A 23,067-nucleotide genomic window follows, 5' to 3' on the forward strand; every position below is an offset into this window, starting at 1 on the left:
TCCTTATCAATTAAAGTAGAATAGTAGTTAATGATTATCATTATCAATTAGAGGTGAAGGAATGAAAAAATCTATTACGCTATTTACAGCGATTTTATCTATTTTTTTCTTGTTAATAGGTTGCAGTGCCAAAGGGGACGAGAAAGCGTCTGCAACCAAAACAGAAAAAGGAAAAGAAAAAATCGAAATTACCGACCTGTCAGGGAGAAAGGTAACATTCGATAAAGTACCAGAAAGTTTTGCAACATTAAGTATGGGAGACATGGATATTATTCATGCTTTAGGTGGAAAAGTAGTAGGTCGTCCGGATACGAAATTAACTCTTCCAGAGGAGTTAAAGAAAGCAAAAGTAATCGGGAATGCACATCAACCGAACTTTGAGCAAATTGCTAGTTTAAAGCCCGATGTACTTGTTGCTAACAATGGATTCCAAAAGAATGTGCCAACGGTTGAAGGACAGGGAACGAAAGTAATCATTTCTTCTGCGAATTCTGTACAAGATATTCAAAAGAATATTGAATTATATGGAACGGTAATGAAGAAAGAAGATAAAGCAAAAGAACTTAATCAAAAAATCAATGATCAAATGAAGAAATATGAGAAAAAGAGCGATGTGAAAGCATTGCTAGTGTATGGCGCACCAGGTACTTATTTAGCGGCATTACCAACATCTTTATCAGGTGATGTTTTAGAAAAAACAGGCGGGAAAAATATTGCTTCTGATTTTCCAGAAACGAAAGAATATCCACAATATGCACAGCTAAGTGTAGAACGTATTATTGAGGCGAATCCAGATGTCATTTATTTAATTACACACGGAGATCCAAAAAGTGTGAAAAAAGCATTCGAAGGCGAAATGATGAAAAATGAAGCGTGGAAAAATTTAGATGCAGTAAAACAAAACCGCGTAGTTATTTTGCCACCTGATTTATTTGGATCTAATCCTGGGACAAAAGTTACAGAAGCAATGGACTTTATGTATAAAAGTATACAAGATGTAAGGAAATGATACGTATGGAAAGTAGTGAAGTAGTAAGAGAAAAGGAACATCCTTTTGCGAAAAAAAGATGGATAATAGCAGTTACTTTAGTTGTATTAACAATTCTAGGCCTCTTTTACGGACTTTTCGCAGGAAGTTTATCTTTTTCTGTACGAGACATTCTAACAGGTATACAAGATGAAGGTTCGACAGTTCATCGAATTGTATGGGATCTTCGCATACCGAGAGTTCTCGTTGGGTTTATAGTAGGAACATGTTTAGCTGCATCTGGTACACTGCTGCAAGGGGTTATGAGAAACCCTCTTGCAGATCCTGGTATTATCGGGGTTTCATCTGGAGCAGGCCTTGTAGCAATTGTCATCATGATTTTATTCCCACAACATCTAGCTTTTTTACCACTAGGGGCGTTTTTAGGAGCTTTCATAACAGCGATGGTTATTTATGCTTTATCATGGCAAAAAGGGGCACCACCTTCAAGAATTGTCTTAGTAGGAGTGTCAATCAATGCATTAATTGGTGCAGCAACGTCAGCTTTAATGTTATTACATAGTGACAAAGTACAATCCGTGTTACCGTGGCTAGCGGGCGGCATTGGTGGTGTAAGTTGGGCACATTTAAACATGATTATTTATTATGCAATATTCGCCATTATATTAGCTTTCTTTGGTATTAAGCATATTCGAGTGTTAATGCTTGGAGATGAAATGGCAAAACTATTAGGACATAATGTGGAAAAAAGTCGGTTTTATTTAATCGTAGTAAGTACATTATTAGCTGGAATTGCGGTAAGTGTGTCTGGTCTTATTGGATTTGTCGGTCTTGTCGTACCACATATGCTGCGTTTATTAGTTGGAAATGATTATAGATATTTGCTACCTTTATCATGCCTTGGCGGCGGGGTATTACTTGTTTTTGCAGATGCAATAGCTCGAAGTTGGTTTGACCCAATCGAATTGCCTGTTGGTATTTTACTGTCCTTCTTAGGTGGTCCTTTCTTCTTATATTTAATTCATAGAGGAGGAAAACAACGTGATTTCCGTTAACAAAGTGTTTTATGCACACTCTGAAAGATTTCAAATGCAAAATATGAATGTACATATTAAGGCTGGAGAAATCGTTAGTTTAATTGGTCCGAATGGATCGGGAAAATCTACTTTGCTTCGTTTAATAGCAAGGCTACTGAAACAAAGCGAAGGGGACATCATTTTAGATGGGAAAAATATTCATATAATGAAGAGTGCTGATGTAGCGAAGCAATTAGCGATGTTACCACAAATGCATGATCATCAATTAGATTTGACAGTGAAAGAACTAATTGAGTTCGGAAGAGGTCCACATAAATCATGGAGTAGCCGCTTAAATAAAGAAGATGAAGAAATTGTTGATTGGGCATTGTCTGTTACAAATCTTGAAGGGTATGAATATCGTCTTTTACATTCTTTATCAGGAGGGGAACGGCAACGTGCTTGGATTGCGATGACGCTAGCGCAACGTACAAATGTCTTATTATTGGATGAACCAACAACCTTTTTAGATATCGTTCACCAGTTGGAAGTAATGGAACTTGTGAAACGATTAAATGAGGAGTTTGGAATGACAATTATAATGGTTTTACATGACATTAACCAAGCTGCTCAATATAGCGATCGTTTACTCGTATTAAAGCGAGGAAAGATTCAATATGATGGTATACCAGAAGAAGTACTATGCCATGAAATGTTTCAACATGTATTTGGCATAGATGTAGATATTTTTCAAGGAAATGACAAACCGTTTTTTACACCGAAACGAATTTCTAGAAGGGGAGAAGAGCGATGCAAACAGAAGAGCGTATTACCACTGAATTAGTAAGAGAATTTGTTATGGCAGCTCACGGGGATTTAGAGAAAGTACAAGAGCTATTAGCTGAATCGCCAAGCTTACTTCACGCCTCTTATAATTGGGGTGGATCAGATTGGGAAAGTGCGTTAGGCGCATCGGCACATGTAGGTCGTAAAGATATTGCTCTTTATTTACTAGAAAAGGGTGCTCGGATGGATATTTTTGCAGCAGCTATGCTTGGTGAATTAGAAGTTGTACAAGCTATTTTAGTAGCTCAACCAGAAGCATTGCGTGCATCTGGCCCTCATGGTATTTCTCTTCTTCAACATGCACGAATGGGTGGAGAGAAATCTAAGCGTGTATATGATTATTTAGCAATACTATCTTAATGAACGAAGGAAGTTCTTATGTGCGGTAAACTTTTCACTTGAAACAATTGGAAAGTTTACCGCCCGTTAGAACGGGATAAGTATCTAGTATATTTGAAAATCCTACACCCCCCTCAATTGTAGTTTTCTTTATGCTAGTTATGATATGGATGCAGTGGACAATATTTGTCTACTGCTTTTTTTAGTTATTAAGAATGAATATTCTGTATTTTGTTGTTGGTTCATTTATCCCGCTATTTTCCAGGCAGTAAGACTCCCGCCTAAAAATTCGGCTAAAGCAAAGAAGTTAGACGGGAGATACACTGCCCGTAAACGCCTGGTTGGTGAAGGCTAATAATCAGTGGGGATGAACAAAATTTCCCACTGATTAAAGTTTCACTTTATAATAAATAGTAACATTTCGTATACACACAAAACGTGATCGTGAAATGAAGAAAAAATTAGTGGAAAGGAGTGCCAGCATGTTTCATACAGAACGTTTACAAATTCGCAAATATACAATGGATGATTTACAGTTCTACGCTTCACTATGGGGGAACGAGAAGGTAATGCGTTATATTGGAAATGGGACGTTAAAAACATATATGCAGTGTAAAAAAAGTCTGGAGGAATGGGTGATTCCTAGCTATAAAAACGGTCTCGGTTTATTTGTATTGATTGAAAAGGAAACGGGAACAAGAATTGGTCATGCAGGGCTGGTAAAGCAGAAGATAGATGGAAAAGAGGAAATTGAAATTGGTTATTGGTTACTTCCTCAGTATTGGGGAAAAGGGTATGCAAAAGAAGCGGCGGCAGCATTTCGTGACTATGGTTTCCAAGCATTACGAATGAATAAATTAATTTCTCTTATTAATCCGAATCATCCCGCCTCAATATTTGTTGCTAGAAAAACCGGGCTCAGCTATGAGAAAACAACGTCATTTCATGGAATCGATGTTCTAGTTTATTCTATTAAGCGTGTTGGATGAAAAAATTACTTTTTTAAAGGTAAATTGCATTTTTTGAAGAATGGTATATGAAAATAAAGGGAGGGGTTACATGTACATTTATCATAATGGACTTATTATTCGTGAGGGAACGAGTAGCGTACCAGCATATGCAATTAAAGCTTTGTTTGAAGATGCCGGTTGGAGTAATGATAATATCCCTTCTTGGCAAATTGAAAAATTTACGATAGCATTCGAAAATTCAACATGGGCTTTTACAATTTGGGATGAGGAAGAGATGGTTGCGATGGTTAGAGTCATTTCTGATGGAATTATGATTGCGAACATAGTAAATTTAGTTGTGAAGTGTGAATATAGAGGGAAGGGATTAGGTAAGAAGCTTGTAGCTCTTTGCCTGCAAAAACTTCCCCACGGTGATTGGTTTGCGCATACATCAGCGAACAATTTTGATTTTTATAGAAGTTGTGGATTTGAAGTTAGAGAGCTATCGAGAAATGGAACATGTGCGTATTATGGATACCAAGTCGCGAAAAGAGATGGTCACCGATAAATGAATGGAAAGTAAAAAAGTATAGCGAGGTAATTTTGAGACTTTTGATAATAGAGAATGGATTGAGGCTCGTTTTATGATAAAATAAAAGAAAATTCTGTTTATTATTAGGGGGATAAAAATGAGTGTAAAAGCTGGGGATGTATTTAAATATGAAAGAAGATTTACTGAGGAAGAAGTTTTTGAATTTGCAAATATTACCGGTGATAAAGGTAGACACCATGTGGAATACGATGAAAATGGAAGATTAATGGTTCATGGTTTATTGACTGCTAGCATTGGGACGAAAGTGGGAGAAGAGTTACATTACATAGCAAGAGAATTAGTAAGTGAGTTTATTAGACCAGTTTTCACAGGAGATACGATCACTTGTGAACTAACTTTAACAAATGTTGAGCAAATGGAAGGCTATAAAAAAGTTTCAATCGAGTCAGTTTATCGCAATCAGCATGAAAAGACTGTACTAGTTGGGACAAGTTATGGAATTATAAGGGGATAAAAAAGAAGCCTGTTTAACAGGCTTCTTTTTTTTATTATTTAATAAACACGTTTTCGATTTTCCGCATAACTAGAGATGAGTAATAATGCAGTTTCTTCTCCTATATTACGAACAATATGAGGAACGCATGCATTCCATGAGAAAGAATCACCTTCTTCTACAATTGCAATATCTTCACCGTGCTGAACTTCTAGTTTTCCGCGTAATACAAGGTGACATTCTTCCCCTTCATGGGCATTTGGTGAGTTTTCTTTCGGGAATCCAGTTGGGATTTCTACTAAAGATAGGCGAAGGCCCCCTTGCTCCGCAACATGTTCAATTCTTTGCTCATCTTTGCCGTATACACTGTATTTCCGTTCTTCTTTTTTGACAATTTTTAATCGATCTTTTTGCTCTAACAATAAATAGGGAAGGGGAACGTTTAAAAAATTGGAGATCGTTTCTAAAGTTGAGATAGATGGTGATGTTTTATTATTTTCAACCTGACTCATAAATCCTTTAGAAAGACCTGTTCCCTCGCAAATTTGTGCAATTGTTATGCCTCTACGTTGACGAATTTCACGTATTGCAGAACCAATATTCATAAAATCAAGCTCCTTTTTGTAAACAACTATTTGTATCATAGCAAAAAAAATATATTTTTTCCCAGTGAAAATGAATTGACGAATAAAAAAAATTAGTGTATGTTTTGTAATGTAAATAAAAGTTTTGTATAAGAAAACTATAAAGGAGAGAATGAAATGAATCAACATATTGGTAACTTAATTATTCGTATCGTGTTAGGGGTAACATTCTTCATGCACGGTTTAACAAAATTCCAATCAGGAATTGACAATATTGCAGGATGGTTTACAAGTATTGGTTTACCAGGAGGACTTGCATACGGTGTAGCAACGTTTGAATTAGTTGGAGGTCTATTATTAATTCTAGGTTTAGGTGTAAGATATATTGGATTATTATTTGCACTTGTTATGGTTGGAGCAATCGTAAAAGTGAAATGGTCAGCTGGTTTATTGGGAGATGGAAAAAATCCTGGTTTCGAATTAGAACTTGCATTATTAGCAATGGGTGCATACTTATTTGTTGCAAAAGCTGATGGTTTTGTAGATAATTTCTTAAAAGAAAAAATGTCAAAGAAGAACTAATTTAAATGGGGGGGCTAACAAGATGAGTTTTCAACTTCATCCCGATACAACACTTGATGTTGTTCATTTATACGTATCTAATGTAAAGAAATCACTAGAGTTTTATACGGAAGTACTAAGTATGAAGGTGCTAAGAGAAGAAGAAGCAGTCGTTACATTTGGGAATGAAAATGATGAACCACTTCTTATCATTGAAGAAAAGAAAGAAGCTTTTCCGAAGCAAAGAGGAAGAACAGGGTTATATCATTACGCAATTTTATTACCAAGTAGACAGGATTTAGCGAATGTTCTTCGTCATCTTGTAGAGATGGTATATCCACTACATGGCGGAGCCGATCATTACTTTAGTGAAGCTCTTTATTTAGCTGATCCAGATGGAAACGGGATTGAAATTTATCATGATCGACAAAAAGAAGTTTGGCGTGATGAGAATGGAGAACTCCCATTTGTTAGTAACCCGTTAGCTGGTGAAGAATTATTACAGCAAGGAAGTACATGGAATGGCTTTCCAGCTGGTACTGTGATGGGGCATATTCATTTTCATGTAGCTGATTTAGAGGAAGCGAAACGTTTCTATGTTGATGGTCTTGGTTTTGAAGTAACGATTCCAGCTCGTAATGGAGCATTGTTCGTATCTGCAGGTGGTTATCATCATCATATCGGTTTAAATACATGGCAAGGTGAAGGGGTACCACCGCAAATGCCAGGTTCTGTTGGTTTGAAATATTTCACAGTTGTACTAGCGAATGAAAAACAAAAAGAGCAAGTATGTGAAAGCTTAAAAAATATTGGCAAGATTGCTACGTACAAAGATGGAATATTACAAGTCGAGGATCCATTTGGACATTGTATCCATTTCAAAATAAAAGGAGAAGCCTAAAAAGGCTTCTCCTTTTATTTTCTTATAATTGCTTTTTCGTTTTGTAAAAATAGTTCATCAAATTGTTTTGCAAGCTCAAAATCTAGTTTCGTTAAACCTTTTGCATTCCAAGATGACAAAGTAATAATAACTGCTTTATACTGGATAAGGATAAATGGATGGTGATTATGTTCTTCTGATAGTTTGGCGGCTTCAGAGACAAATTCGACTCCTTTTAAGTAGTCGGAAAACATATATTTTCGTTCAATCCATTTCTCATCTTTTACCATCCATTTATCTACCTTCAATAATTCTTCGTGAACTTCTTCTTCAGTTAATCTTAGCATCATTTTTCACATCCTTTACTGGAAGTAACGCAAGACCATTGTTAATAAGGCGTGTTACAGCTTCGTCAGTTGTGAAGGCAGAAAGTTGATGTAGTAATGCTGCCGATGTTTCATGCCCTTTGTTATGCTCTAAAAGTAACTCTAATACTTCAAGGCGCAGCAACCATTCTTTCGCATAAAATTTATTTAATACTTCTTGAATTGCTACTAATTGATCGATATGCGCGTCGTGTAAAATCCCCTCACTTCGAATATCTCGAACTGTTTGATACATACGTTCAAGTTCATTCAGTACAAGTGGAGCAGGAATTTCGTGAACTTCTTCATCCATTGGGAAAAATGCTGCGGCATCTGCGGCACCTGGGAATACTGAAGTGATTTGTGAGCCAACAGCCATATCAAATGCGCCCCATGAAGCATCAAATAAAACGCGGGCGTTATAAGTAACTGTGCAATCGATAAAGGAAATAAGAGCAATTTTCTTATCGTTTTTTACAATATCTGTTACTGTTCCTTTTACATGAATACCACTTGCAAAAGTAAACTCAGCGATAGTTCCAATTGTAATTCCTAATGATTGTAGTTGTTCGTCTGTACAATTTTCTAATGCAATATTTTCAGTGAGTAATCCAATCGGTGTTCCAAATCCGTCACTGTGTACAGAAGTAGAATGATTTGCTAACTGTTTATTATGAAGCGCTAATGCCGTTGGAGAATTTGTTCGCATGTAAATTAATTCACCTGCATCGTTTTCAATTGTCTCGCTAAATGTACCTGTAATTTGTAATCCACTATTTAGCTCAGCTGTTGCATAGTTCTCAGAGCGAATTGCTTTTTCTAAACCTTCTTTTCCACCTGTTTTAAAGGCCATTGTTTTAGAAAATGTTTCAAGCGCATCTGTTAATTCTTCAAAGGATTCACAAACAAATAGTTGTGGTTGCATTTTTGTTACGTCATAAGTTGTCCCTATACATGCTTCGATAGAAAATGGAACCTTTTCTACAGCGTCTGTTAAGCAATGTTTGCTTTCGCCAACAGAAGAAAGGAGACCAGCACCATATATCTTTGGATCATCTATATTTCCGATCAATCCATATTCTACTGTCCACCAGAAAAGACGTGAAATTTGTTCAGCTTCTGATAAACCAGAAACTAAGTTTTGTTTTTCAATTACAGCATTTTCAGCAGCCTTAACTTCATCAGGAGTAGAAGTAGGGCTTTCTTTCACTATCGTTAATGTACGAACAGCTTCAAATGCATCATGTTCTTCTTTTGTAGAGAAAGCTTTTGCACCAATTTGCCCAAAACGTTTCACATATTTTGCATATGTAGGATCAAGTAAAATCGGTGCGTGTCCTGCGGCTTCGTGTACGATATCTGGAGCTGGTGTGTACTCGATATTTTCTACTTTCCGAATATCTGTTGCGATCGGTAGTAATCCGTGTCCTTGAAAATCGAAGAATGCTACGCCGGGAATAAGTCCGTCAATCGTTACAGCGCCCCAGCCACTTGGTGCCAAACACTCATTCATTTCTTCTACTTTTGGAATTGCATCTATATTAATACCAGATGATTGTAGTCCGTTCACATAGGCTGGATGAGCAACGTCTTTTAAGAAGCTATGATTCTGTCTCATAATGTAACGCCACACAGCGTGATTCACCGGTGTGTATTGATCATAATGTTGTGTGGATACGAATGGTTTTAAATGCGATGGAATTTCTGTTTTCTTTGTCATTTAGACATCCTCCTTTTTTTCTATAAAATTGAATATCGATTTCGTATAGCTTGTATCACCTCCCTTCATTATTTGTAAGCGCTTATAAAATTTTATCATAAGATTCGGAATTATTTAACATCTGTTTCTGTGAGAAATAGAAAAAGCCCCTATCGGAAAATCCGATAGGGGCGAAAGAATCGCGGTACCACCCTATTTGTAAGTGAAAATATACTTACATCTCAATTAATGATAACGGAAAAATTCCGTCTTTTCCTTCATGCATAAAAGCACTACGAAAAAGAAGCTCCAGAATTGTAATTCGTACTTATATATGTGCTAATTTCCACCGACCATTAGCTCTCTGTAACAGGGATATAAGATACTACTGCGATTCTTTCAACGCGTATATATGAAATTGTGTAAGAGGATGGACGTAAAAAAGTCCCTATCGGAAAATCCGATAGGGACGATAAAAATCGCGGTACCACCCTATTTGTAAACAACTAATTGTTTACCACTCACTTTACGATAACGGAAAGATCCGTCTTTCTCTTCATGCATAAAAAGCATTACGGGAAAGAAGCTCCAGAATTGTAATTCACGCTTGTATATGTACTGATTCGCACCAACCATCAGTTCTCTGAGACAGTGATATAAGTCGCTACTAGTATTCCTTCAAAGCCGATATATAATTCGTTCAACTAAACTATGTTTTGTATTATAAAACTATATTAAAAAAATTGTCAACAAAAATTTTTTATCCCGTGTTAATGAGCAGTAAAATTCCTACCTCAAAATTCGGTTGGAGCAAAGAAGTGAGATGGGAGATTAACTGCCCGTAACTCCCGATTGGTGAAGGGTAATAATCAGTGGGGATGAACGAAATCTCTACTGATTAAAGTTTCACTTTATTTCACTTCTAAATTAACAGTTAAATTAGAGGTATTGCCAGCTGCATCAGTTGCTACAATGTGAATAGTATTTTTTCCTTCTTGTAATTGAGTACGATCGAAATAAATGTCATAGCTTTTCTCCCAAGGGTTCAGGAATGCCTGGTCCCATACACCATTTCCGTTAATTTCATATTGCATTCTCACTGGAATACCAGGTGCTATCCAACCAGATTCTGACATCCAATCTAGTAGAATATCATCAACTTTTCCTCTAATTACGAGATTTTCTTGGTCAACTTCGTATGTTAACTTAGGTGCAGTTCGATCAAGAAATACAGCAGCTGTTTGTTTTGTTTCTCCGCCAGAATTAGAAGCAACTGCTTCGATTTGATATAGCCCGTCAGCTAAAGGAGTTCCATCGGCTTTTGTACCATTCCATTTGAAAGGTTTGTATCCAGGAGTTGCATTTTTAGCTTGATGGATAATCCCTTGATACGTTACACGTTCTTTCGTAACTAAATTTGCATGCAATGTTACATCATCCACAGGCGCAACTAAATAGTAGTTGATGAGATTATCATCTAGTACGTGGTCGCCATTTGGGCTAAAAGTAGAATTAATAATTTCAAGTCCATCGATACGTTTATAATCTTTAGGATCGATACTAAATGTGAATGGAATTCGAATTTCTTCTTTTGCCCCTTGTTCTTTTACATATACATTTCCAGTATACACACCTTGTGGTAGTGAGCTATCTACAGTGATAGTAAATGGTTTTTCGGTACTACTATTCGGTTGTATGCTAATCGATGAAGGGACAGAAGCTCTTACTTTTGTTTTTGTGCTTGCATCAAGTAATTCCACACGAGTTGAAAAACTTTTCTTTTTACTAGAAAGGTTTTGTAATGTAACATTTTGCGTCAGTTTTACTTTTCCGCTATTTGGCTTAATAAGACCAAAGCTGACATTGTTAGGTTTTACTAATACATTTGTTTGAGCTGCTTTCGGAATGTTAATTAAACCTGATCCTTGTGCCATAACAGGGTATGTATTTTCATTGACATCATGTAATGTTTTTGCATTGTTAGCAAGAGCCGCTTTCAATTGTTCTGTCGTCCAATCAGGATGCATTTGACGCAAGAGGGCAACCGCTCCAGCTACTTGCGGAGCAGCCATACTTGTTCCGTTATGCGATTCATAGCCGCCTCGCGGTACTGTACTAGTAATTTGTACTCCAGGTGCAACAACATCAGGCTTTATTAGCCAACTTCCTTGTGATGGTCCTCTTGAACTAAAGTTACCGATAAGTTCTGTTTGCTTTGGTTGTCCAATTTTTATATTTTTCTTTCGTTTTGTAATTAAAGTTTTTAATTCTTCCCCATTTGTATTTGATAATTGCATTACTGGGACAGCTAGATGTTCACGTGAAAAATATTCCGGCATCATATTAATTTCTTTTTCGCTAGAGATTAATAACACACCAAGTGCCCCAGCTTGCTTCGCTTGTTCTGCTTTTACTAATGTACTAGAAGTACCTTGTAAAATAAGTGCGAATTTCCCTTTCACATCTTGTTTTGCATAATCACTTGGATTGCCATAACCAGCGTATACAAGAGGGGAATCATTTCCTATTGGAAAATCAGATTTTGATAACGGTAACCCTTGATATGTTTTGCTGGAACCAGCTACTTGGAATGTTGGAAACGGGATAGAAACCATAGATGCTCCAACAGAAATGACACTACTTGCGTTACCGGGAGCATCAACAGACCAAGGTTTTGGTCCGTCATTTCCATTTGAAACGACAGTAGTAACACCAAGTTTCGCTGCTCGTTCTAACGTTAATGTTACAGGCTGATCAGGTACATTTAAATCCTGCCCAAGGGAGAGGTTTAACACATCCGCACCATCTTGAATCGCTCGCTCAATCCCTTGGATAATATCATCTGTTGTACCAGTTCCACCGTCATTCATTACACGATAGGCTAGAATAGAAGCGTTTGGAGCAACGCCTTTAATTTTTCCATTACCCGCAATAATTCCAGCTACTTGAGTACCATGTACGTTACCATCCATTGGATCGCTATCTTCATCAACCGTGTCATATCCACCGATATAATTTGCCTTGAAGTCAGGGTGTGTATAGTCTACGCCAGAGTCGATAATGGCTACTTTCATGCCTTTTCCATCAAGCGGTTTGCCAGATGGATCTTTTAAATTCCACGCTTCAGGTGCACCAATTGTCGGTCCACCGATATTTGGTGCTTCTTCGTTAGTAGTACTTTTTGATGTTTCATGTAATTTATATGTTAAGTTCGGATAGACTGCTTTTACTTCAGGTAAAGAGGCAAGAGAGGTAATTTGATCTCCAGGAACTGAAATAGAGAATCCGGAAAATAACGTATTATACACTTCTTTAATTTTTGCACCAGGTGCTTTTTCTTTTATTTTCTTAGTCGTATCTTCTTGTGCTTTTTTTAGCTCAGCATGATAAGACTGCGCATTACTATTTTGTAAATCTGGAGCATGCTGAATATTACTTTGAGCAGCGAGAGGTGCATGTTGCAATTCTACAATTACTGATATTTCTTTTGTTGTTTTCGTTTCAACATTTTGAGCAATTTTATGTTCTCCCCACTGTTCAATCGTTGTTTTTAATTGTGGACTAAATTGCTTCTCCTTTTGTAGTGATTCAGCATGAGCGCTTAAAGCTCCAAAACTAGAAAAGACAAGCGCCATGCTTAATAGTGTAGATGTAGTTTTTTTCATTGATACTCCCCCTAATAAAAAAGTGTCAATATTCAGAAAAATAATCTTACATTTTAGTTAGAACTTATAAATATAAATGTTGGATAAACTATACTTTCGACATAATTCATACCAATCCTCTATGAATTGAAAATTTCTTGGGAAATTTTTTCTAATTATGTCGAATCGATATTTTTCACATATTGTAGGAAGAAAGTGAGGAATGCTATGAGGGAAATGGAGTGATGGTATGAAAAGGCTAATAGTAAGTGGTAGTGTAGTGTTGTTTATGTTTTTATGTTCTATCGCTATTACTAGCGCAGAAAATAATAGTGTGAAAGTTGCTTTTATTCGTCATCATAACCTTTGGATTAAAGTTGATGGGAAAGAAAAACAACTTACAAAAGGAGAGAACATAACAGGGCCAAAGTGGTCACATGATGGAGAATGGCTGGCATATGTAAAAGGGGAGAAACAAAATATTCTTGAGTTATATCGGCTGAAAGATGGAAAGAAAGTTACGCCGTTTCACTCAGAAGCATCGAATTATCAATGGTCACCAACAGAAAATATAATTGCATTTATATTTACAGGTACATTGAATACATTTGATGTAGAAAAAAAGAATGCAGATTTTGAAAATGTATCGGCTGGTGTGGGTGATTATGCATGGTATCCTGATGGAAAGAACTTTCTTGTATCCTCTGAAGCGCACTTACTTCCAACAGGATGGACAGGGGCTCAGCTATATGAAGTGCAAAAAGATGCACATATGAATCCTCACAAAATGAAGCATTTGTATGCATTGCCAAATGAACATGATGATTTTCTAGCGCTAGTAGCAAGTGGCTTTAAGTGGTCACCAGATCAAAAGTGGATTTCATTTTTAGCGGTACCGACAGCTTCATGGTCAGCTGATAGTAATACGCTTTGCTTAGTTCGAGCAGATGGTAGTCGGTTTGAAATAGTAGATCAAATGCTATTAAATACAGAATGGTTCAAATGGGCGCCATCAAAAAACATATTGGCTTATATTGAAGGAAGCGGGAGAGTTGCATTAGAGAATAAACATTTAAAAATAAAAGAACTGCCAGCACTCCAGCAGCAAACATTTACGCCGAAAGGATATGTGGATTGGGATTTTACATGGAAGAACGATAATGTAATTATCGTTTCACGAGCAAAAGAGGGAGGGTTTGAAACTCTGCCAGAAAAAAGGCCATTCCCATCTTTATATGAGATAAATAGCACAAGCGATAAACAATATCAAATTACAAAGTCATCTAATAAGCAAGGCGATTATCATCCAATTTTCATGAAGAAGAGCAATCAATTAATATGGATACGTTCAGATCGTAAGAAAGCTAATATATGGATAGCTCATAGTGATGGAAAACATGAAAAAAAGTGGATTGAAAATGTAGATATACCAGAGTGGTATTATGAGAAATGGAATTGGGAAAATGTTATCTCGGTGAAAGAAGAATAAAAAACTGCCTAAAAGATCGTTTTAGGCAGTTTTTTACTGTTATTTATGTGTTTTATTTGGCTTTTTTTTCGCTGGGTTTCCGTTCCCTTGGCGCTTTCTATTTTGTTCATCTTTTGCTTGTTTTTCATGTAGTGTATCTAAAAATTCATTCGAGTTACTCATGTTTATATCTCTCCTTTCATTTTGTCATGATTACTATAACCATTTAGGAGGATAATCATGAGTTAGAAGTTAGGCACTTAATTTTCTTCGATAATGTAAGTAAAATATTCCATACATAACAAATAGCATGAGTAAAACTTGTAACTCTACATTTGCCTTTAAAATAGTTGCGATAGGGTCTGGTAAGTACGGTGATTTATCATTTGTGCTTAAACCTAACCATTTATTTAAGAGGCTAATGGTACAAAACATAAAAACACCGGACCAGCTTGCCGTAATTGCTTTTTGTTTAATTTTTGTTTCACGTTCATCATCTGTAATCCAAGGATTAGCAGTTTTATCACTACTAAAGAAGCCGTTTATATATCCCCATACAATCATTCCAATAAAGACAATTATCCATTTCATATATGTAATTCTCCTTTCGGTGTAAAAAGTATTTTACATGTAATATTGTAATATTTTACAAACTTTCTTGTCAAACCTTTTTTACATATCGGTTTTTATACAGCAGGAATAAAGAATGCAATAGGGAAGAAATATGTGTGAGGATTTTATAGTAAGAGGAGACTGAATATGAAAATCGTTTTTGTTCGGCATGGTGAAGGTGAACATACAACGGATTTACCAGAAAGTTTACAAGTGTTTGACCCACCATTGACGAGAGTAGGAAAGGCTCAAGCTAAATTACTTCAACGTGATGTATCATTACAAGAAGCGGATATATTAATTGTTAGTCCTACACTTAGAACTTTACAAACGGCGACAATATGGAGTGCGAAAGTAGCTTGTCAAAAAATAGTCCATCCATATGTATCTCCGCGTATTTTTCCTTATCGAGAAGGAGCGAAAACATTACCGTGCGATTATATAGTAGATCAGGGAATGATAACAAAGTTATTTCCGCATTTTGCGATAGAGAAAAGCTCAAATAATCAGTTATGGAAGGAAGGTATAAACACTATTTCAGAGAATAGTTTTCAGCAAATAGTAGATGAATTTCTTCTTTGGTGTTATGAACTGGGTGCGGAAAGAATTTGCATTGTATCTCACGATGGAACAATTACAGCATATAGGCAATATTTACATAAAGTCGTTTTAACTAGATCAGATTTTTTGAAAGAAACAGGTATATATGAAATGGATTTATCCCATAAAAGTCTGATTGATAAGGGCTGATTATAGGATGGAGGTTGTTTGTTGAATATTGCATTAGTAGTTGGTTTTAATTCGGATTTAGAGGCGCAATCAATACGAGCATCTCTTGAGTATTTTGGTGCAAGAGTTGTGACATATTGGATTGGTAGACCGAAAGATTTTGTGGAAGTTCTTTCTGGAAAGAACTTATTTAACGATATTAATTATATTATTTTTTGCTTTCATGGTGAAGAAGGGAAGTTTGTCATGGAAGAGTTAGGCGAAGAAGTATATGAACAAGATGAACCGAGAGGGTATTTTGGTAAAGCAGAAATTTATAAATATGCAAAATTGCATAATACACATATTGTAAATAGCGGGTGCACATTAGGGGAGCAAAAACTTGCAAAATCTTTTTTACATAGTGGTGCAAAATCATATATTGGATCGATTGATTATGTAGATGGAAATGCAGCACTTATGTTTACTATACGCTTATTTTATGGGGTTATTAACCATGGGAAAACGTTAGAAGAAGCGTTTCAAGAAGCGAGTTTAATTGATGAGGAGACACATACATTTCGATTCTATAATTAGTATGAAACACGTTTATTCTATATTCGAATAAACGTGTTTCACATTTAACTCACAATTTTTTTACATTTTTTTCAATGAAAATGATTATCACCTGTGGTATGATATGTTCAAGTTTTTACAGGTAATAAAAGTTACTATATAAACGTTAGTTTTTAATGTTTCATACACATGTCATGAATTATTCATAATTAACGTTTGAAAAATAAGTAACTAATGTTATTATATTAACTGTAACTAACTTAATTACAACTTTAGGAGGAAGATATGGTTATTCAATTTTTAAGAGAAAACAAAGCAGTTTCTTTTGTATTAGCAGTAATTCGAGTATATCTTGGTTACACATGGTTAATGGCTGGAATCGGTAAACTACAAGGAAAAGGATTCGATGCAACAGGTTATTTGCAAGGCGCAATTGAAAAATCTAAAGGTGCACAACCGGCTGTTCAATCTTGGTGGGCATCATTCTTACAAGAATTTGCAATTCCAAATGTAGATTTGTTTAATACGCTTGTAACATGGGGAGAAATTTTAGTCGGAATTGGTTTAATTGTAGGCTGTTTAACAAAAACAGCGGTCTTTTTTGGTCTTGTAATGAACTTTTCCTATATGTTTAGTGGGTCAATTGGTGTGAACCCTGAGATGGTTATCTTATCTATGTTTGTTCTTGTTGCCGGTATGAACGCTGGGAAATTTGGAATGGATGGCTTTGTTATCCCGAAAGTATTAGGATCAAAAACTCAAAAACGCCAAAAGCAAGCTGCTTAATATATGAAAACGGGTATCTCAAAATGAGATACCCGTTTATGTTATTTTTCAACTTTGATCGGATTGTTCTTAAAGAAGTCTTGTACATACCCGACAAATTCTTGTGGTTCTTGGCGAAATGGTGCATGATAACCTTTTTCAATAATATGTAAAGTGCTATTTTTTAAGAATTGATGATACGTTTCTCCTTCTTTCCAAGAAACGCTACTATCATTTCTGCCCCATATAATTAAAGTCGGCTGTTTCATTTCATTCGCATTAATTTTAAGACGTCTAGGCCATAGTTTCATTTTGTTATAATGCTCTTCATCGTTACGTTTGAATTTCACTTTGCTCTCATCATAATCAGTAATAGAAGAAACGGCATTTAAATCAGTCGGCAATTGTGGTTTTGGTGAGCCTTGTTTAGTAACGAATGTATGAGGACCACCTGTAGCATCAGTTAAAATAAGGTGAGTAACTGCTTCAGGATATAAATATGTTAAATTTAGAGAAATTTCTCCCCCCATGGAATGCCCCAGTATTGCGAATGAATCATACCCTAGTTTTTTCATTAATTTATAATACAAATTTGCATGAGTTGGAAAAGAATAATAAAAATCCATTGGCTTAGATGAGCGCCCGAATCCTAAAGCATCTACAGAAATAATTGTATGATCTTTTGCTAAATCGGAGTAAATCTTTTGAAAACCATCTGATGACCCTCCAAAGCCATGAATCATAAGTAAAGGTGGTTTTTCATTACCAATCTTTTTAAAGTAAATGGTTTGACCATCTATTTCTACCATTTTTTCCTCGGTAGCTAGTTTAGCTGTAATTGTATTTTTCACTTGCTTTACTTGTTCTACTGGCTTTTCTGCTGCACTACATCCTACTAATAGTGTAAGAGTAAGACAACCTACCATAAAATAGCTAAATCGCTTCAATTAGGTGTCTCCTTTCTAACATAACGCTGTATCTATCATAGCAAATAGCATATTACGATTTCCAGGAAGTTGGCTACCATTTTTTATCATAAGAGGTGAAAGGAGCGTTTCTTGGAAATTTTCTGTTTGAAGAAATTTACGAAATATAAATTGTGAATGTGGGACATCAATTCGTACTATACCATTCCAACATTCACATATCTTTTTTAATAATTGAATAGCATCTTCTTCTTGCTTGGCGATAAGTGGATGGATACATAATATATTGCCCTTTTGTATGCATAATGAAAAAGCTTCTATACGGTTATTTCTTTCAATTTTAAAAGCGTGTATGGCCCTTGGTAATAGCAAAGAGTAAAGTAGAGAACGATTCACACCAGTTGCAATTTGATCAAGAGAAGTAAGAGATATAAGGTCTTCTTCTCGTACTTGTTGTAAGTGAGAAGGATACGTCTTAGTAGTTTGCTTTTCAAAACGATGAATTGTTGTTGCTGTTTGAAATCCACATGATGTGTATAGAGGTTCGCCAGCTTTTGTCGCAATAAGTGCAATTGGTTGTTTTGGATGAATTTGTTCCAAGCAATGATTTAGCAACATGCGCCCTATTCCTCGTCCTTGAAAATTAGGGTGAACGATTAACATACCAATGGAAGTGAAGTTACTTGTAAAGGGAAATACTCCTCCAGTCGCAATGAGTTTGTTTTCATGAATATAACCTACAAGTGTGCCGATAGAAAGATACATTTCGAATTGCTTTTTCATAAAAATTTCATCGTGTAACCATCCAACAGATTTGCAAAGATTAAGTAATTCAAAAATAAAAGACTCATTTAGCTTTACTATTTTCATAAAGGTTCACCGCATTTCTATTTAATTTCATAAAAATAGAGTCAAAATGTAAAAAAAGAGATTTACGTTAAATGAAATCCAACCTGTTTATATTTAAATTGTAAAGGGCAGGATGGCTGATACGAAGAGACAAAGTTATACAAATTATAACTGATATTTACATAAGTTAACAAAAAATTTACATACAGCTAATTTTCTCTTAATAGTCTTCCATTAAATTTGATAGTGGGAAATGAATAACCTAATTAGGGGGACAAGACAGTGAAAAAGTTTGTGAAAAAAGCATGGCCATTTGCAGTTGTGGCATCATTAGCAGTTACTTCGGTAGCAACATGGAATTTTACTCGTTCTAGTGAGGTTAATGCAGATGAGAACGGAAGCAATGCAAAGATTAAAAATGTTATCGTATTAATTGGGGATGGTATGGGCCCTTCATATATGACGGCTCACCGTTATATGAAAGATAATCCAAAAACCTTTGAAATGGAATCTACAGAATTTGATAAGCATCTTGTAGGAACACAAAAAACATACCCAGAAGATGAGCATGAAAATATTACAGACTCTGCATCAGCAGCAACAGCTATGTCAGCAGGGATTAAAACATATAATGCTGCAATTGCAGTTGATAATGATAAAGCGGAAGTGAAAACGGTTCTTGAGCAAGCGAAAGAAAAAGGGAAATCAACGGGACTTGTTGCAACTTCTGAAATTACACATGCAACACCAGCTGCTTTCGGTGCGCATGACATTAGCCGTAAAAATATGGACGCAATTGCAAATGATTATTTTGATGAGAAAATTAAAGGGAAGCATAAAGTAGATGTTATGCTTGGCGGCGGTGTAAAGAACTTTGTTAGAAAAGATCGTAATCTTACAGAAGAGTTTAAGAAATCTGGTTATAGCTATGTAACGGATCGAGATCAATTGTTAAATGATAAAAATGATCAAATTCTTGGTTTATTTGCACCAGGTGGATTAGATAAAATGATTGATCGTAATGATAAAACACCTTCATTAGAAGAAATGACTAATGCAGCAATTGAGCGTTTGAACAAAAATAAAAATGGTTTCTTCTTAATGGTGGAAGGAAGTCAAATCGACTGGGCTGGACATGATAATGATATCGTTGGTGCAATGAGTGAAATGGAAGACTTCGAAAAAGCTTTCAAAGCAGCGATTGAGTTTGCGAAAAAAGATAAAAATACGTTAGTTGTTGCAACGGCAGACCACGCTACAGGTGGATTATCTTTAGGGGCCAATGGCGAGTATAACTTTAAAGTAGATCCAATTAAAGCTGCAAAACGCACACCAGACTTTATGGCAAATGAGATTGCAAAAGGTGCAAATGTAGAAGAAACATTGAAAAAGTATATTGATTTACAATTAACTCCAGAAGAAATTCAAGCTGTAAATGATATAGCTCCGTCAAAAGATATAACAAAGATTGATAATGCAATTGAAGATATTTTCAATAAGCGCTCGGTTACAGGCTGGACAACTGGTGGACATACAGGGGAAGATGTGAACGTGTATGCATTTGGTCCAGGTAAATACTTATTCTCAGGCGTTCAAGAGAATACAAATATAGCGAAACGTGTCTTTGATATTGTTGGCGGCGGCGATCCGAATAAAGGAAGACGTTAATTAAGAGCGAAAGTGAGGCGAAATGCCTCACTTTTCTTTTTAGGAGTTGGGAATATGGGAAAATTATTTAGAAAGTTAAGATTCTTTCTAGTGTTTGTAGTATTACTAGTTGGATGTCAACAAGAAGAGAATAACGTAGAACAAAAATCTACTACTAAAAAATCTGAGGAAAAGGTACAAATAACAAAAGAAGAAGAGAAATCTATTCAAGATGTTATTACTACATTTGTGCGAACGACGAATGAAAAAAATCTTGCAGAACATATGGAGTTATTTTCAAAGAAGATGCCTAGTGCTGAAGACTTAAAAACACAAAAAGAAGCCGCATTTCAAAAGGGAAATAAGAAGATTGAATTGGAACATATAGATATGAAAGCTAGTAAAGTAGGGTATGTTATTGTTGAAACGAAAGAAAAGGAAGTAGACGATAGTGTCACTCTTCAAAAGAAAGTACAGTACGCTCTTGGAAAAGAAGATGAGAAATGGAAGATTGAAGAGGTTCGCACGATAGAGAAAAAATAACGTGAAACTTTAATAAGTGTAGGAGTCGCACTTCTAAAAAATGGTACAAAAAAGGTTCTCATTGGCGAGAACCTTTTTTTATAGTGGTAGCATAATTTGATTTGAGCATGCCTCAATATCATCAATATCTTGACGAATTGTGGCCATTTTATTATCAAGATCTTCAGCTTTCATTGCTGCATCATGTAGTTCATCTTTTAAATACTCCGGTATTTTCCCTTCATATTTATAATAAAGTTTGTGTTCTAAACTTGCCCAAAAGTCCATTGCCAGTGTACGTAACTGAATTTCTGCAAATACATCTTTTGTACCAGAATTCAGTGATAAAGGATATTTAATAATCATGTGTAAACTTTTATAACCGTTTCCCTTTGGATTAGCGATATAATCTTTTACCTCTATGATTTCCATATCTTCACGCTTTTGAATGACTTCTTTTAAATGATAAATATCTTCTACGAAGCAACATGTAATACGAATACCAATAATATCTTGTAAATGCGTTTGGGCATTTTCAACTGTCGGTAATAAATTTTTACGTTCCAGCTTTTTAATAATACTTTCAGGTTGCTTTAGTCTTGTTTTTATATGTTCAAACGGGTTGTAATCCTCTAAAAATTGAGCTTCCCGGTTCATAATTTCAAATTTAGTTTTTAACTCTTCTAAAGCAAATGTATATGGTAATACAAAAGCTTTCCAGTAGTTAACTGTTGATTGATTATATTCCATTTTATATACACACCTTTTCCTATTTACAAGTGAGGTTGTTATTATACTAAATACCAAATCATATAAGCACAAGCGGCAAATGATGAGATCATAAAGCGATATTTAGTTTTCATACTTTCAACTCCTTTCGAGTAAGATTCTATATAAATAAACGTGATTGTTAATAAGTTCACTATGTACAATTTCTATAGTAATAGATTCGTGTGAATTTCGTATGAACTAATTGTTTCAGCTTTTTGTCTTTTTTGCTGTTAATCATAATTATTATTCGGATTTAAAGTGTTTTTATTTGATTTATCCATTTGTATAAATTAATGTATATTTAAATTTATAGTTATTAAGGAGGATATACGGTGAACTTTGAAGAATTAGCAATTGCTAGACGTTCTGCAATGAAATTTATACAAGGTATAGAAATCCCTGATGAGGATTTTAAAAAAATATTTGAGTTAACTAATCTTTCTCCATCTTGCTATAATTTGCAGCACACACATTATGTTGTAATTCGTGATCAAGAGCGAAAAGAAAGATTAAAAGAATTAGCGTTCGGTCAATATAAAGTATCGAGTGCATCAGCGGTAGTGCTCGTTTGTGGTGATAAAAGAGCATACCAAAATGTTGAAAATATTTACTTCGGTATGAAAGTTTTAAAAATGATTGATGAATGCGAATATGAAGATACCATTAGGCAAACGAAAGGTTTATATGAAGGAAAAGGAGAGCGTTTCATGGAGGATGAAGCGATTAGAAATGCTTCGTTAAGTGCGATGACTTTTATGTACGCAGCTAAATATTATGGCTATGATACATGTCCAATGATTGGTTTCGATGAAAAAGCAGTACAAAGTGAATTAAATATGCCAGAGCATGTAATACCTGTTTTAATGATTACGATAGGGAAAAGTGATACGACTAAAGTTCGTCCAAGAGGATATCGAAAGCCAATTAGTGAGTTTGTTACATACGAATCGTTTTAATAAAATTTATTTAACTATAAAAACAAGGGGATTCTAAATAGAATCTTCTTGTTTTTGCAATTGACAAATAGAATGAAGTTTTATAATATATAAATCGTAATCATTACGTTTTAGTTTGCGATCTTTGAAAGAAAGGAGAATTACCTATGCGTGTAAATATTACATTAGCTTGTACGGAGTGCGGTGATCGTAATTATATTTCTAAAAAAAATAAACGAAACAATCCAGAACGCATCGAACTAAAAAAATATTGTCCACGATTAAAGCGAGTAACGTTACATCGTGAGACGAAGTAGAAGACTAGAGATATCTCTAGTCTTTTTTTGTTAATAAGTTTTGGTTTTCTTTG

The 23,067-nt window shown here is 35.3% G+C and carries 26 protein-coding genes and 2 other annotated features; of the genes, 17 read left to right on the plus strand and 9 right to left on the minus strand.

All coding sequences use genetic code 11. From position 1 onward, the window contains the following. The first annotated feature begins 61 nt into the window (after positions 1-61). The 7 genes from H6481_RS00295 to H6481_RS00325 all read left to right on the plus strand — a co-directional run bounded on the left by H6481_RS00295 (position 62) and on the right by H6481_RS00325 (position 5,206). On the plus strand, positions 62-1,009 hold the full coding sequence (locus tag H6481_RS00295) for an ABC transporter substrate-binding protein (protein ID WP_016080223.1): 948 nt from the start codon (positions 62-64) through the stop codon (positions 1,007-1,009). A 5-nt stretch (positions 1,010-1,014) separates the two neighbouring features. Further along, positions 1,015-2,043: an iron ABC transporter permease gene (locus H6481_RS00300; protein WP_002082127.1), complete on the plus strand. Its 1,029-nt coding sequence runs from the start codon at positions 1,015-1,017 to the stop codon at positions 2,041-2,043. Beyond that, positions 2,030-2,848, plus strand: coding sequence for an ABC transporter ATP-binding protein (locus H6481_RS00305; protein WP_071729617.1), 819 nt, complete (start codon positions 2,030-2,032; stop codon positions 2,846-2,848). Before H6481_RS00300 ends, H6481_RS00305 begins: the two co-directional genes overlap by 14 nt. Continuing rightward, complete coding sequence (locus H6481_RS00310; RefSeq protein ID WP_016080225.1) at positions 2,815-3,210, plus strand: ankyrin repeat domain-containing protein; 396 nt, start codon at positions 2,815-2,817, stop codon at positions 3,208-3,210. Before H6481_RS00305 ends, H6481_RS00310 begins: the two co-directional genes overlap by 34 nt. A gap of 428 nt (positions 3,211-3,638) precedes the next feature. Next, positions 3,639-4,178: a GNAT family N-acetyltransferase gene (locus tag H6481_RS00315; RefSeq protein ID WP_002024815.1), complete on the plus strand. Its 540-nt coding sequence runs from the start codon at positions 3,639-3,641 to the stop codon at positions 4,176-4,178. Positions 4,179-4,248: 70 nt separating this feature from the next. Continuing rightward, positions 4,249-4,707: a GNAT family N-acetyltransferase gene (locus H6481_RS00320; protein ID WP_000276127.1), complete on the plus strand. Its 459-nt coding sequence runs from the start codon at positions 4,249-4,251 to the stop codon at positions 4,705-4,707. 121 nt (positions 4,708-4,828) lie between these two features. Continuing rightward, positions 4,829-5,206 (plus strand): MaoC/PaaZ C-terminal domain-containing protein, encoded by a 378-nt coding sequence (locus H6481_RS00325; protein ID WP_000111564.1) that lies wholly within the window; start codon positions 4,829-4,831, stop codon positions 5,204-5,206. Positions 5,207-5,244: 38 nt separating this feature from the next. On the opposite strand, the gene H6481_RS00330 is transcribed toward H6481_RS00325, so the two are convergent. After that, a complete protein-coding gene (locus tag H6481_RS00330; protein WP_001020693.1) occupies positions 5,245-5,790 on the minus strand; it encodes an XRE family transcriptional regulator in 546 nt (181 codons plus the stop codon). A 156-nt stretch (positions 5,791-5,946) separates the two neighbouring features. Between H6481_RS00330 and H6481_RS00335 the strand changes: the two genes are divergently transcribed. Next, positions 5,947-6,351: a DoxX family protein gene (locus H6481_RS00335; protein ID WP_001071553.1), complete on the plus strand. Its 405-nt coding sequence runs from the start codon at positions 5,947-5,949 to the stop codon at positions 6,349-6,351. 22 nt (positions 6,352-6,373) lie between these two features. Continuing rightward, positions 6,374-7,231, plus strand: coding sequence for a VOC family protein (locus tag H6481_RS00340; RefSeq protein ID WP_000009848.1), 858 nt, complete (start codon positions 6,374-6,376; stop codon positions 7,229-7,231). A gap of 14 nt (positions 7,232-7,245) precedes the next feature. Here the strand turns inward: H6481_RS00340 and H6481_RS00345 are convergent, their stop codons facing one another. The 3 genes from H6481_RS00345 to H6481_RS00355 form a co-directional block, all read right to left on the minus strand. After that, a complete protein-coding gene (locus H6481_RS00345; RefSeq protein WP_000979537.1) occupies positions 7,246-7,560 on the minus strand; it encodes a 4a-hydroxytetrahydrobiopterin dehydratase in 315 nt (104 codons plus the stop codon). Further along, positions 7,541-9,295, minus strand: coding sequence for an aromatic amino acid hydroxylase (locus H6481_RS00350; protein ID WP_071739177.1), 1,755 nt, complete (start codon positions 9,293-9,295; stop codon positions 7,541-7,543). Before H6481_RS00350 ends, H6481_RS00345 begins: the two co-directional genes overlap by 20 nt. 163 nt (positions 9,296-9,458) lie before the next feature. After that, positions 9,459-9,686 (minus strand) — a binding site (T-box leader). A gap of 50 nt (positions 9,687-9,736) precedes the next feature. Beyond that, positions 9,737-9,965 (minus strand) — a binding site (T-box leader). A 220-nt stretch (positions 9,966-10,185) separates the two neighbouring features. Then, positions 10,186-12,939, minus strand: coding sequence for a S8 family serine peptidase (locus tag H6481_RS00355; protein WP_182810896.1), 2,754 nt, complete (start codon positions 12,937-12,939; stop codon positions 10,186-10,188). A gap of 229 nt (positions 12,940-13,168) precedes the next feature. Here H6481_RS00355 and H6481_RS00360 point away from each other — a divergent pair, with 229 nt between their 5' ends. Then, positions 13,169-14,407: a PD40 domain-containing protein gene (locus H6481_RS00360; protein ID WP_025118464.1), complete on the plus strand. Its 1,239-nt coding sequence runs from the start codon at positions 13,169-13,171 to the stop codon at positions 14,405-14,407. A gap of 39 nt (positions 14,408-14,446) precedes the next feature. On the opposite strand, the gene H6481_RS00365 is transcribed toward H6481_RS00360, so the two are convergent. Then, positions 14,447-14,569: a DUF4023 domain-containing protein gene (locus tag H6481_RS00365; RefSeq protein ID WP_000071866.1), complete on the minus strand. Its 123-nt coding sequence runs from the start codon at positions 14,567-14,569 to the stop codon at positions 14,447-14,449. Between the two features lie 69 nt (positions 14,570-14,638). Next, positions 14,639-14,977 (minus strand): phosphoglycerate mutase, encoded by a 339-nt coding sequence (locus H6481_RS00370; RefSeq protein ID WP_182810898.1) that lies wholly within the window; start codon positions 14,975-14,977, stop codon positions 14,639-14,641. Positions 14,978-15,145: 168 nt separating this feature from the next. On the opposite strand from H6481_RS00370, the gene H6481_RS00375 reads away from it, so the two are divergent. The 3 genes from H6481_RS00375 (at position 15,146) to H6481_RS00385 (ending at position 17,068) form a co-directional block, all read left to right on the plus strand. After that, positions 15,146-15,748, plus strand: coding sequence for a histidine phosphatase family protein (locus H6481_RS00375; protein ID WP_182810900.1), 603 nt, complete (start codon positions 15,146-15,148; stop codon positions 15,746-15,748). A gap of 18 nt (positions 15,749-15,766) precedes the next feature. Continuing rightward, on the plus strand, positions 15,767-16,303 hold the full coding sequence (locus tag H6481_RS00380; protein ID WP_025118463.1) for a hypothetical protein: 537 nt from the start codon (positions 15,767-15,769) through the stop codon (positions 16,301-16,303). A 264-nt stretch (positions 16,304-16,567) separates the two neighbouring features. Beyond that, complete coding sequence (locus tag H6481_RS00385) at positions 16,568-17,068, plus strand: DoxX family protein (RefSeq protein ID WP_000236608.1); 501 nt, start codon at positions 16,568-16,570, stop codon at positions 17,066-17,068. 41 nt (positions 17,069-17,109) lie between these two features. On the opposite strand, the gene H6481_RS00390 is transcribed toward H6481_RS00385, so the two are convergent. Both H6481_RS00390 and H6481_RS00395 read right to left on the minus strand, forming a co-directional pair. Next, positions 17,110-17,994 (minus strand): alpha/beta hydrolase, encoded by an 885-nt coding sequence (locus tag H6481_RS00390; RefSeq protein ID WP_000819813.1) that lies wholly within the window; start codon positions 17,992-17,994, stop codon positions 17,110-17,112. Positions 17,995-18,009: 15 nt separating this feature from the next. After that, positions 18,010-18,843: a GNAT family N-acetyltransferase gene (locus H6481_RS00395; protein WP_000706702.1), complete on the minus strand. Its 834-nt coding sequence runs from the start codon at positions 18,841-18,843 to the stop codon at positions 18,010-18,012. Positions 18,844-19,104: 261 nt separating this feature from the next. On the opposite strand from H6481_RS00395, the gene H6481_RS00400 reads away from it, so the two are divergent. Next, the gene (locus H6481_RS00400) at positions 19,105-20,490 is read left to right on the plus strand and encodes an alkaline phosphatase (protein ID WP_182810902.1); all 1,386 of its coding nucleotides are present in this window, start codon (positions 19,105-19,107) and stop codon (positions 20,488-20,490) included. Positions 20,491-20,544: 54 nt separating this feature from the next. After that, positions 20,545-21,012, plus strand: a complete 468-nt coding sequence (locus H6481_RS00405) for a hypothetical protein (RefSeq protein ID WP_089171778.1) — start codon at positions 20,545-20,547, stop codon at positions 21,010-21,012. A gap of 78 nt (positions 21,013-21,090) precedes the next feature. Here the strand turns inward: H6481_RS00405 and H6481_RS00410 are convergent, their stop codons facing one another. Beyond that, entirely contained in the window at positions 21,091-21,741 is a 651-nt protein-coding gene (locus H6481_RS00410; protein WP_000456213.1) for a GTP pyrophosphokinase family protein, read from the minus strand. A 353-nt stretch (positions 21,742-22,094) separates the two neighbouring features. Between H6481_RS00410 and H6481_RS00415 the strand changes: the two genes are divergently transcribed. Further along, positions 22,095-22,718 carry a nitroreductase family protein gene (locus H6481_RS00415; RefSeq protein ID WP_182810904.1) on the plus strand — a complete coding sequence of 208 codons (624 nt, stop codon included), beginning with the start codon at positions 22,095-22,097 and terminating at the stop codon, positions 22,716-22,718. 146 nt (positions 22,719-22,864) lie between these two features. Then, on the plus strand, positions 22,865-23,014 hold the full coding sequence (gene rpmG / locus H6481_RS00420; RefSeq protein ID WP_001265617.1) for a 50S ribosomal protein L33: 150 nt from the start codon (positions 22,865-22,867) through the stop codon (positions 23,012-23,014). Positions 23,015-23,067 lie beyond the last annotated feature (53 nt).

Origin of the sequence: Bacillus sp. ME78 (assembly GCF_903970865.1) — a bacterium.
GTDB lineage: Bacteria > Bacillota > Bacilli > Bacillales > Bacillaceae_G > Bacillus_A > Bacillus_A cereus.

What these genes read in the sequence shown, in the direction of transcription:
- H6481_RS00325 (WP_000111564.1), top strand. Translation starts at nt 4,829, where the DNA reads ATGAGTGTAAAAGCTGGGGATGTATTTAAATATGAAAGAAGATTTACT.
- H6481_RS00300 (WP_002082127.1), top strand. Translation starts at nt 1,015, where the DNA reads ATGGAAAGTAGTGAAGTAGTAAGAGAAAAGGAACATCCTTTTGCGAAA.
- H6481_RS00395 (WP_000706702.1), bottom strand. Translation starts at nt 18,843, where the DNA reads ATGAAAATAGTAAAGCTAAATGAGTCTTTTATTTTTGAATTACTTAAT.
- H6481_RS00320 (WP_000276127.1), top strand. Translation starts at nt 4,249, where the DNA reads ATGTACATTTATCATAATGGACTTATTATTCGTGAGGGAACGAGTAGC.
- H6481_RS00310 (WP_016080225.1), top strand. Translation starts at nt 2,815, where the DNA reads ATGCAAACAGAAGAGCGTATTACCACTGAATTAGTAAGAGAATTTGTT.
- H6481_RS00385 (WP_000236608.1), top strand. Translation starts at nt 16,568, where the DNA reads ATGGTTATTCAATTTTTAAGAGAAAACAAAGCAGTTTCTTTTGTATTA.
- H6481_RS00315 (WP_002024815.1), top strand. Translation starts at nt 3,639, where the DNA reads ATGAAGAAAAAATTAGTGGAAAGGAGTGCCAGCATGTTTCATACAGAA.
- H6481_RS00405 (WP_089171778.1), top strand. Translation starts at nt 20,545, where the DNA reads ATGGGAAAATTATTTAGAAAGTTAAGATTCTTTCTAGTGTTTGTAGTA.
- rpmG (WP_001265617.1), top strand. Translation starts at nt 22,865, where the DNA reads ATGCGTGTAAATATTACATTAGCTTGTACGGAGTGCGGTGATCGTAAT.
- H6481_RS00370 (WP_182810898.1), bottom strand. Translation starts at nt 14,977, where the DNA reads ATGAAATGGATAATTGTCTTTATTGGAATGATTGTATGGGGATATATA.
- H6481_RS00340 (WP_000009848.1), top strand. Translation starts at nt 6,374, where the DNA reads ATGAGTTTTCAACTTCATCCCGATACAACACTTGATGTTGTTCATTTA.
- H6481_RS00350 (WP_071739177.1), bottom strand. Translation starts at nt 9,295, where the DNA reads ATGACAAAGAAAACAGAAATTCCATCGCATTTAAAACCATTCGTATCC.
- H6481_RS00345 (WP_000979537.1), bottom strand. Translation starts at nt 7,560, where the DNA reads ATGATGCTAAGATTAACTGAAGAAGAAGTTCACGAAGAATTATTGAAG.
- H6481_RS00410 (WP_000456213.1), bottom strand. Translation starts at nt 21,741, where the DNA reads ATGGAATATAATCAATCAACAGTTAACTACTGGAAAGCTTTTGTATTA.
- H6481_RS00355 (WP_182810896.1), bottom strand. Translation starts at nt 12,939, where the DNA reads ATGAAAAAAACTACATCTACACTATTAAGCATGGCGCTTGTCTTTTCT.
- H6481_RS00295 (WP_016080223.1), top strand. Translation starts at nt 62, where the DNA reads ATGAAAAAATCTATTACGCTATTTACAGCGATTTTATCTATTTTTTTC.
- H6481_RS00375 (WP_182810900.1), top strand. Translation starts at nt 15,146, where the DNA reads ATGAAAATCGTTTTTGTTCGGCATGGTGAAGGTGAACATACAACGGAT.
- H6481_RS00360 (WP_025118464.1), top strand. Translation starts at nt 13,169, where the DNA reads ATGAAAAGGCTAATAGTAAGTGGTAGTGTAGTGTTGTTTATGTTTTTA.
- H6481_RS00330 (WP_001020693.1), bottom strand. Translation starts at nt 5,790, where the DNA reads ATGAATATTGGTTCTGCAATACGTGAAATTCGTCAACGTAGAGGCATA.
- H6481_RS00335 (WP_001071553.1), top strand. Translation starts at nt 5,947, where the DNA reads ATGAATCAACATATTGGTAACTTAATTATTCGTATCGTGTTAGGGGTA.
- H6481_RS00365 (WP_000071866.1), bottom strand. Translation starts at nt 14,569, where the DNA reads ATGAGTAACTCGAATGAATTTTTAGATACACTACATGAAAAACAAGCA.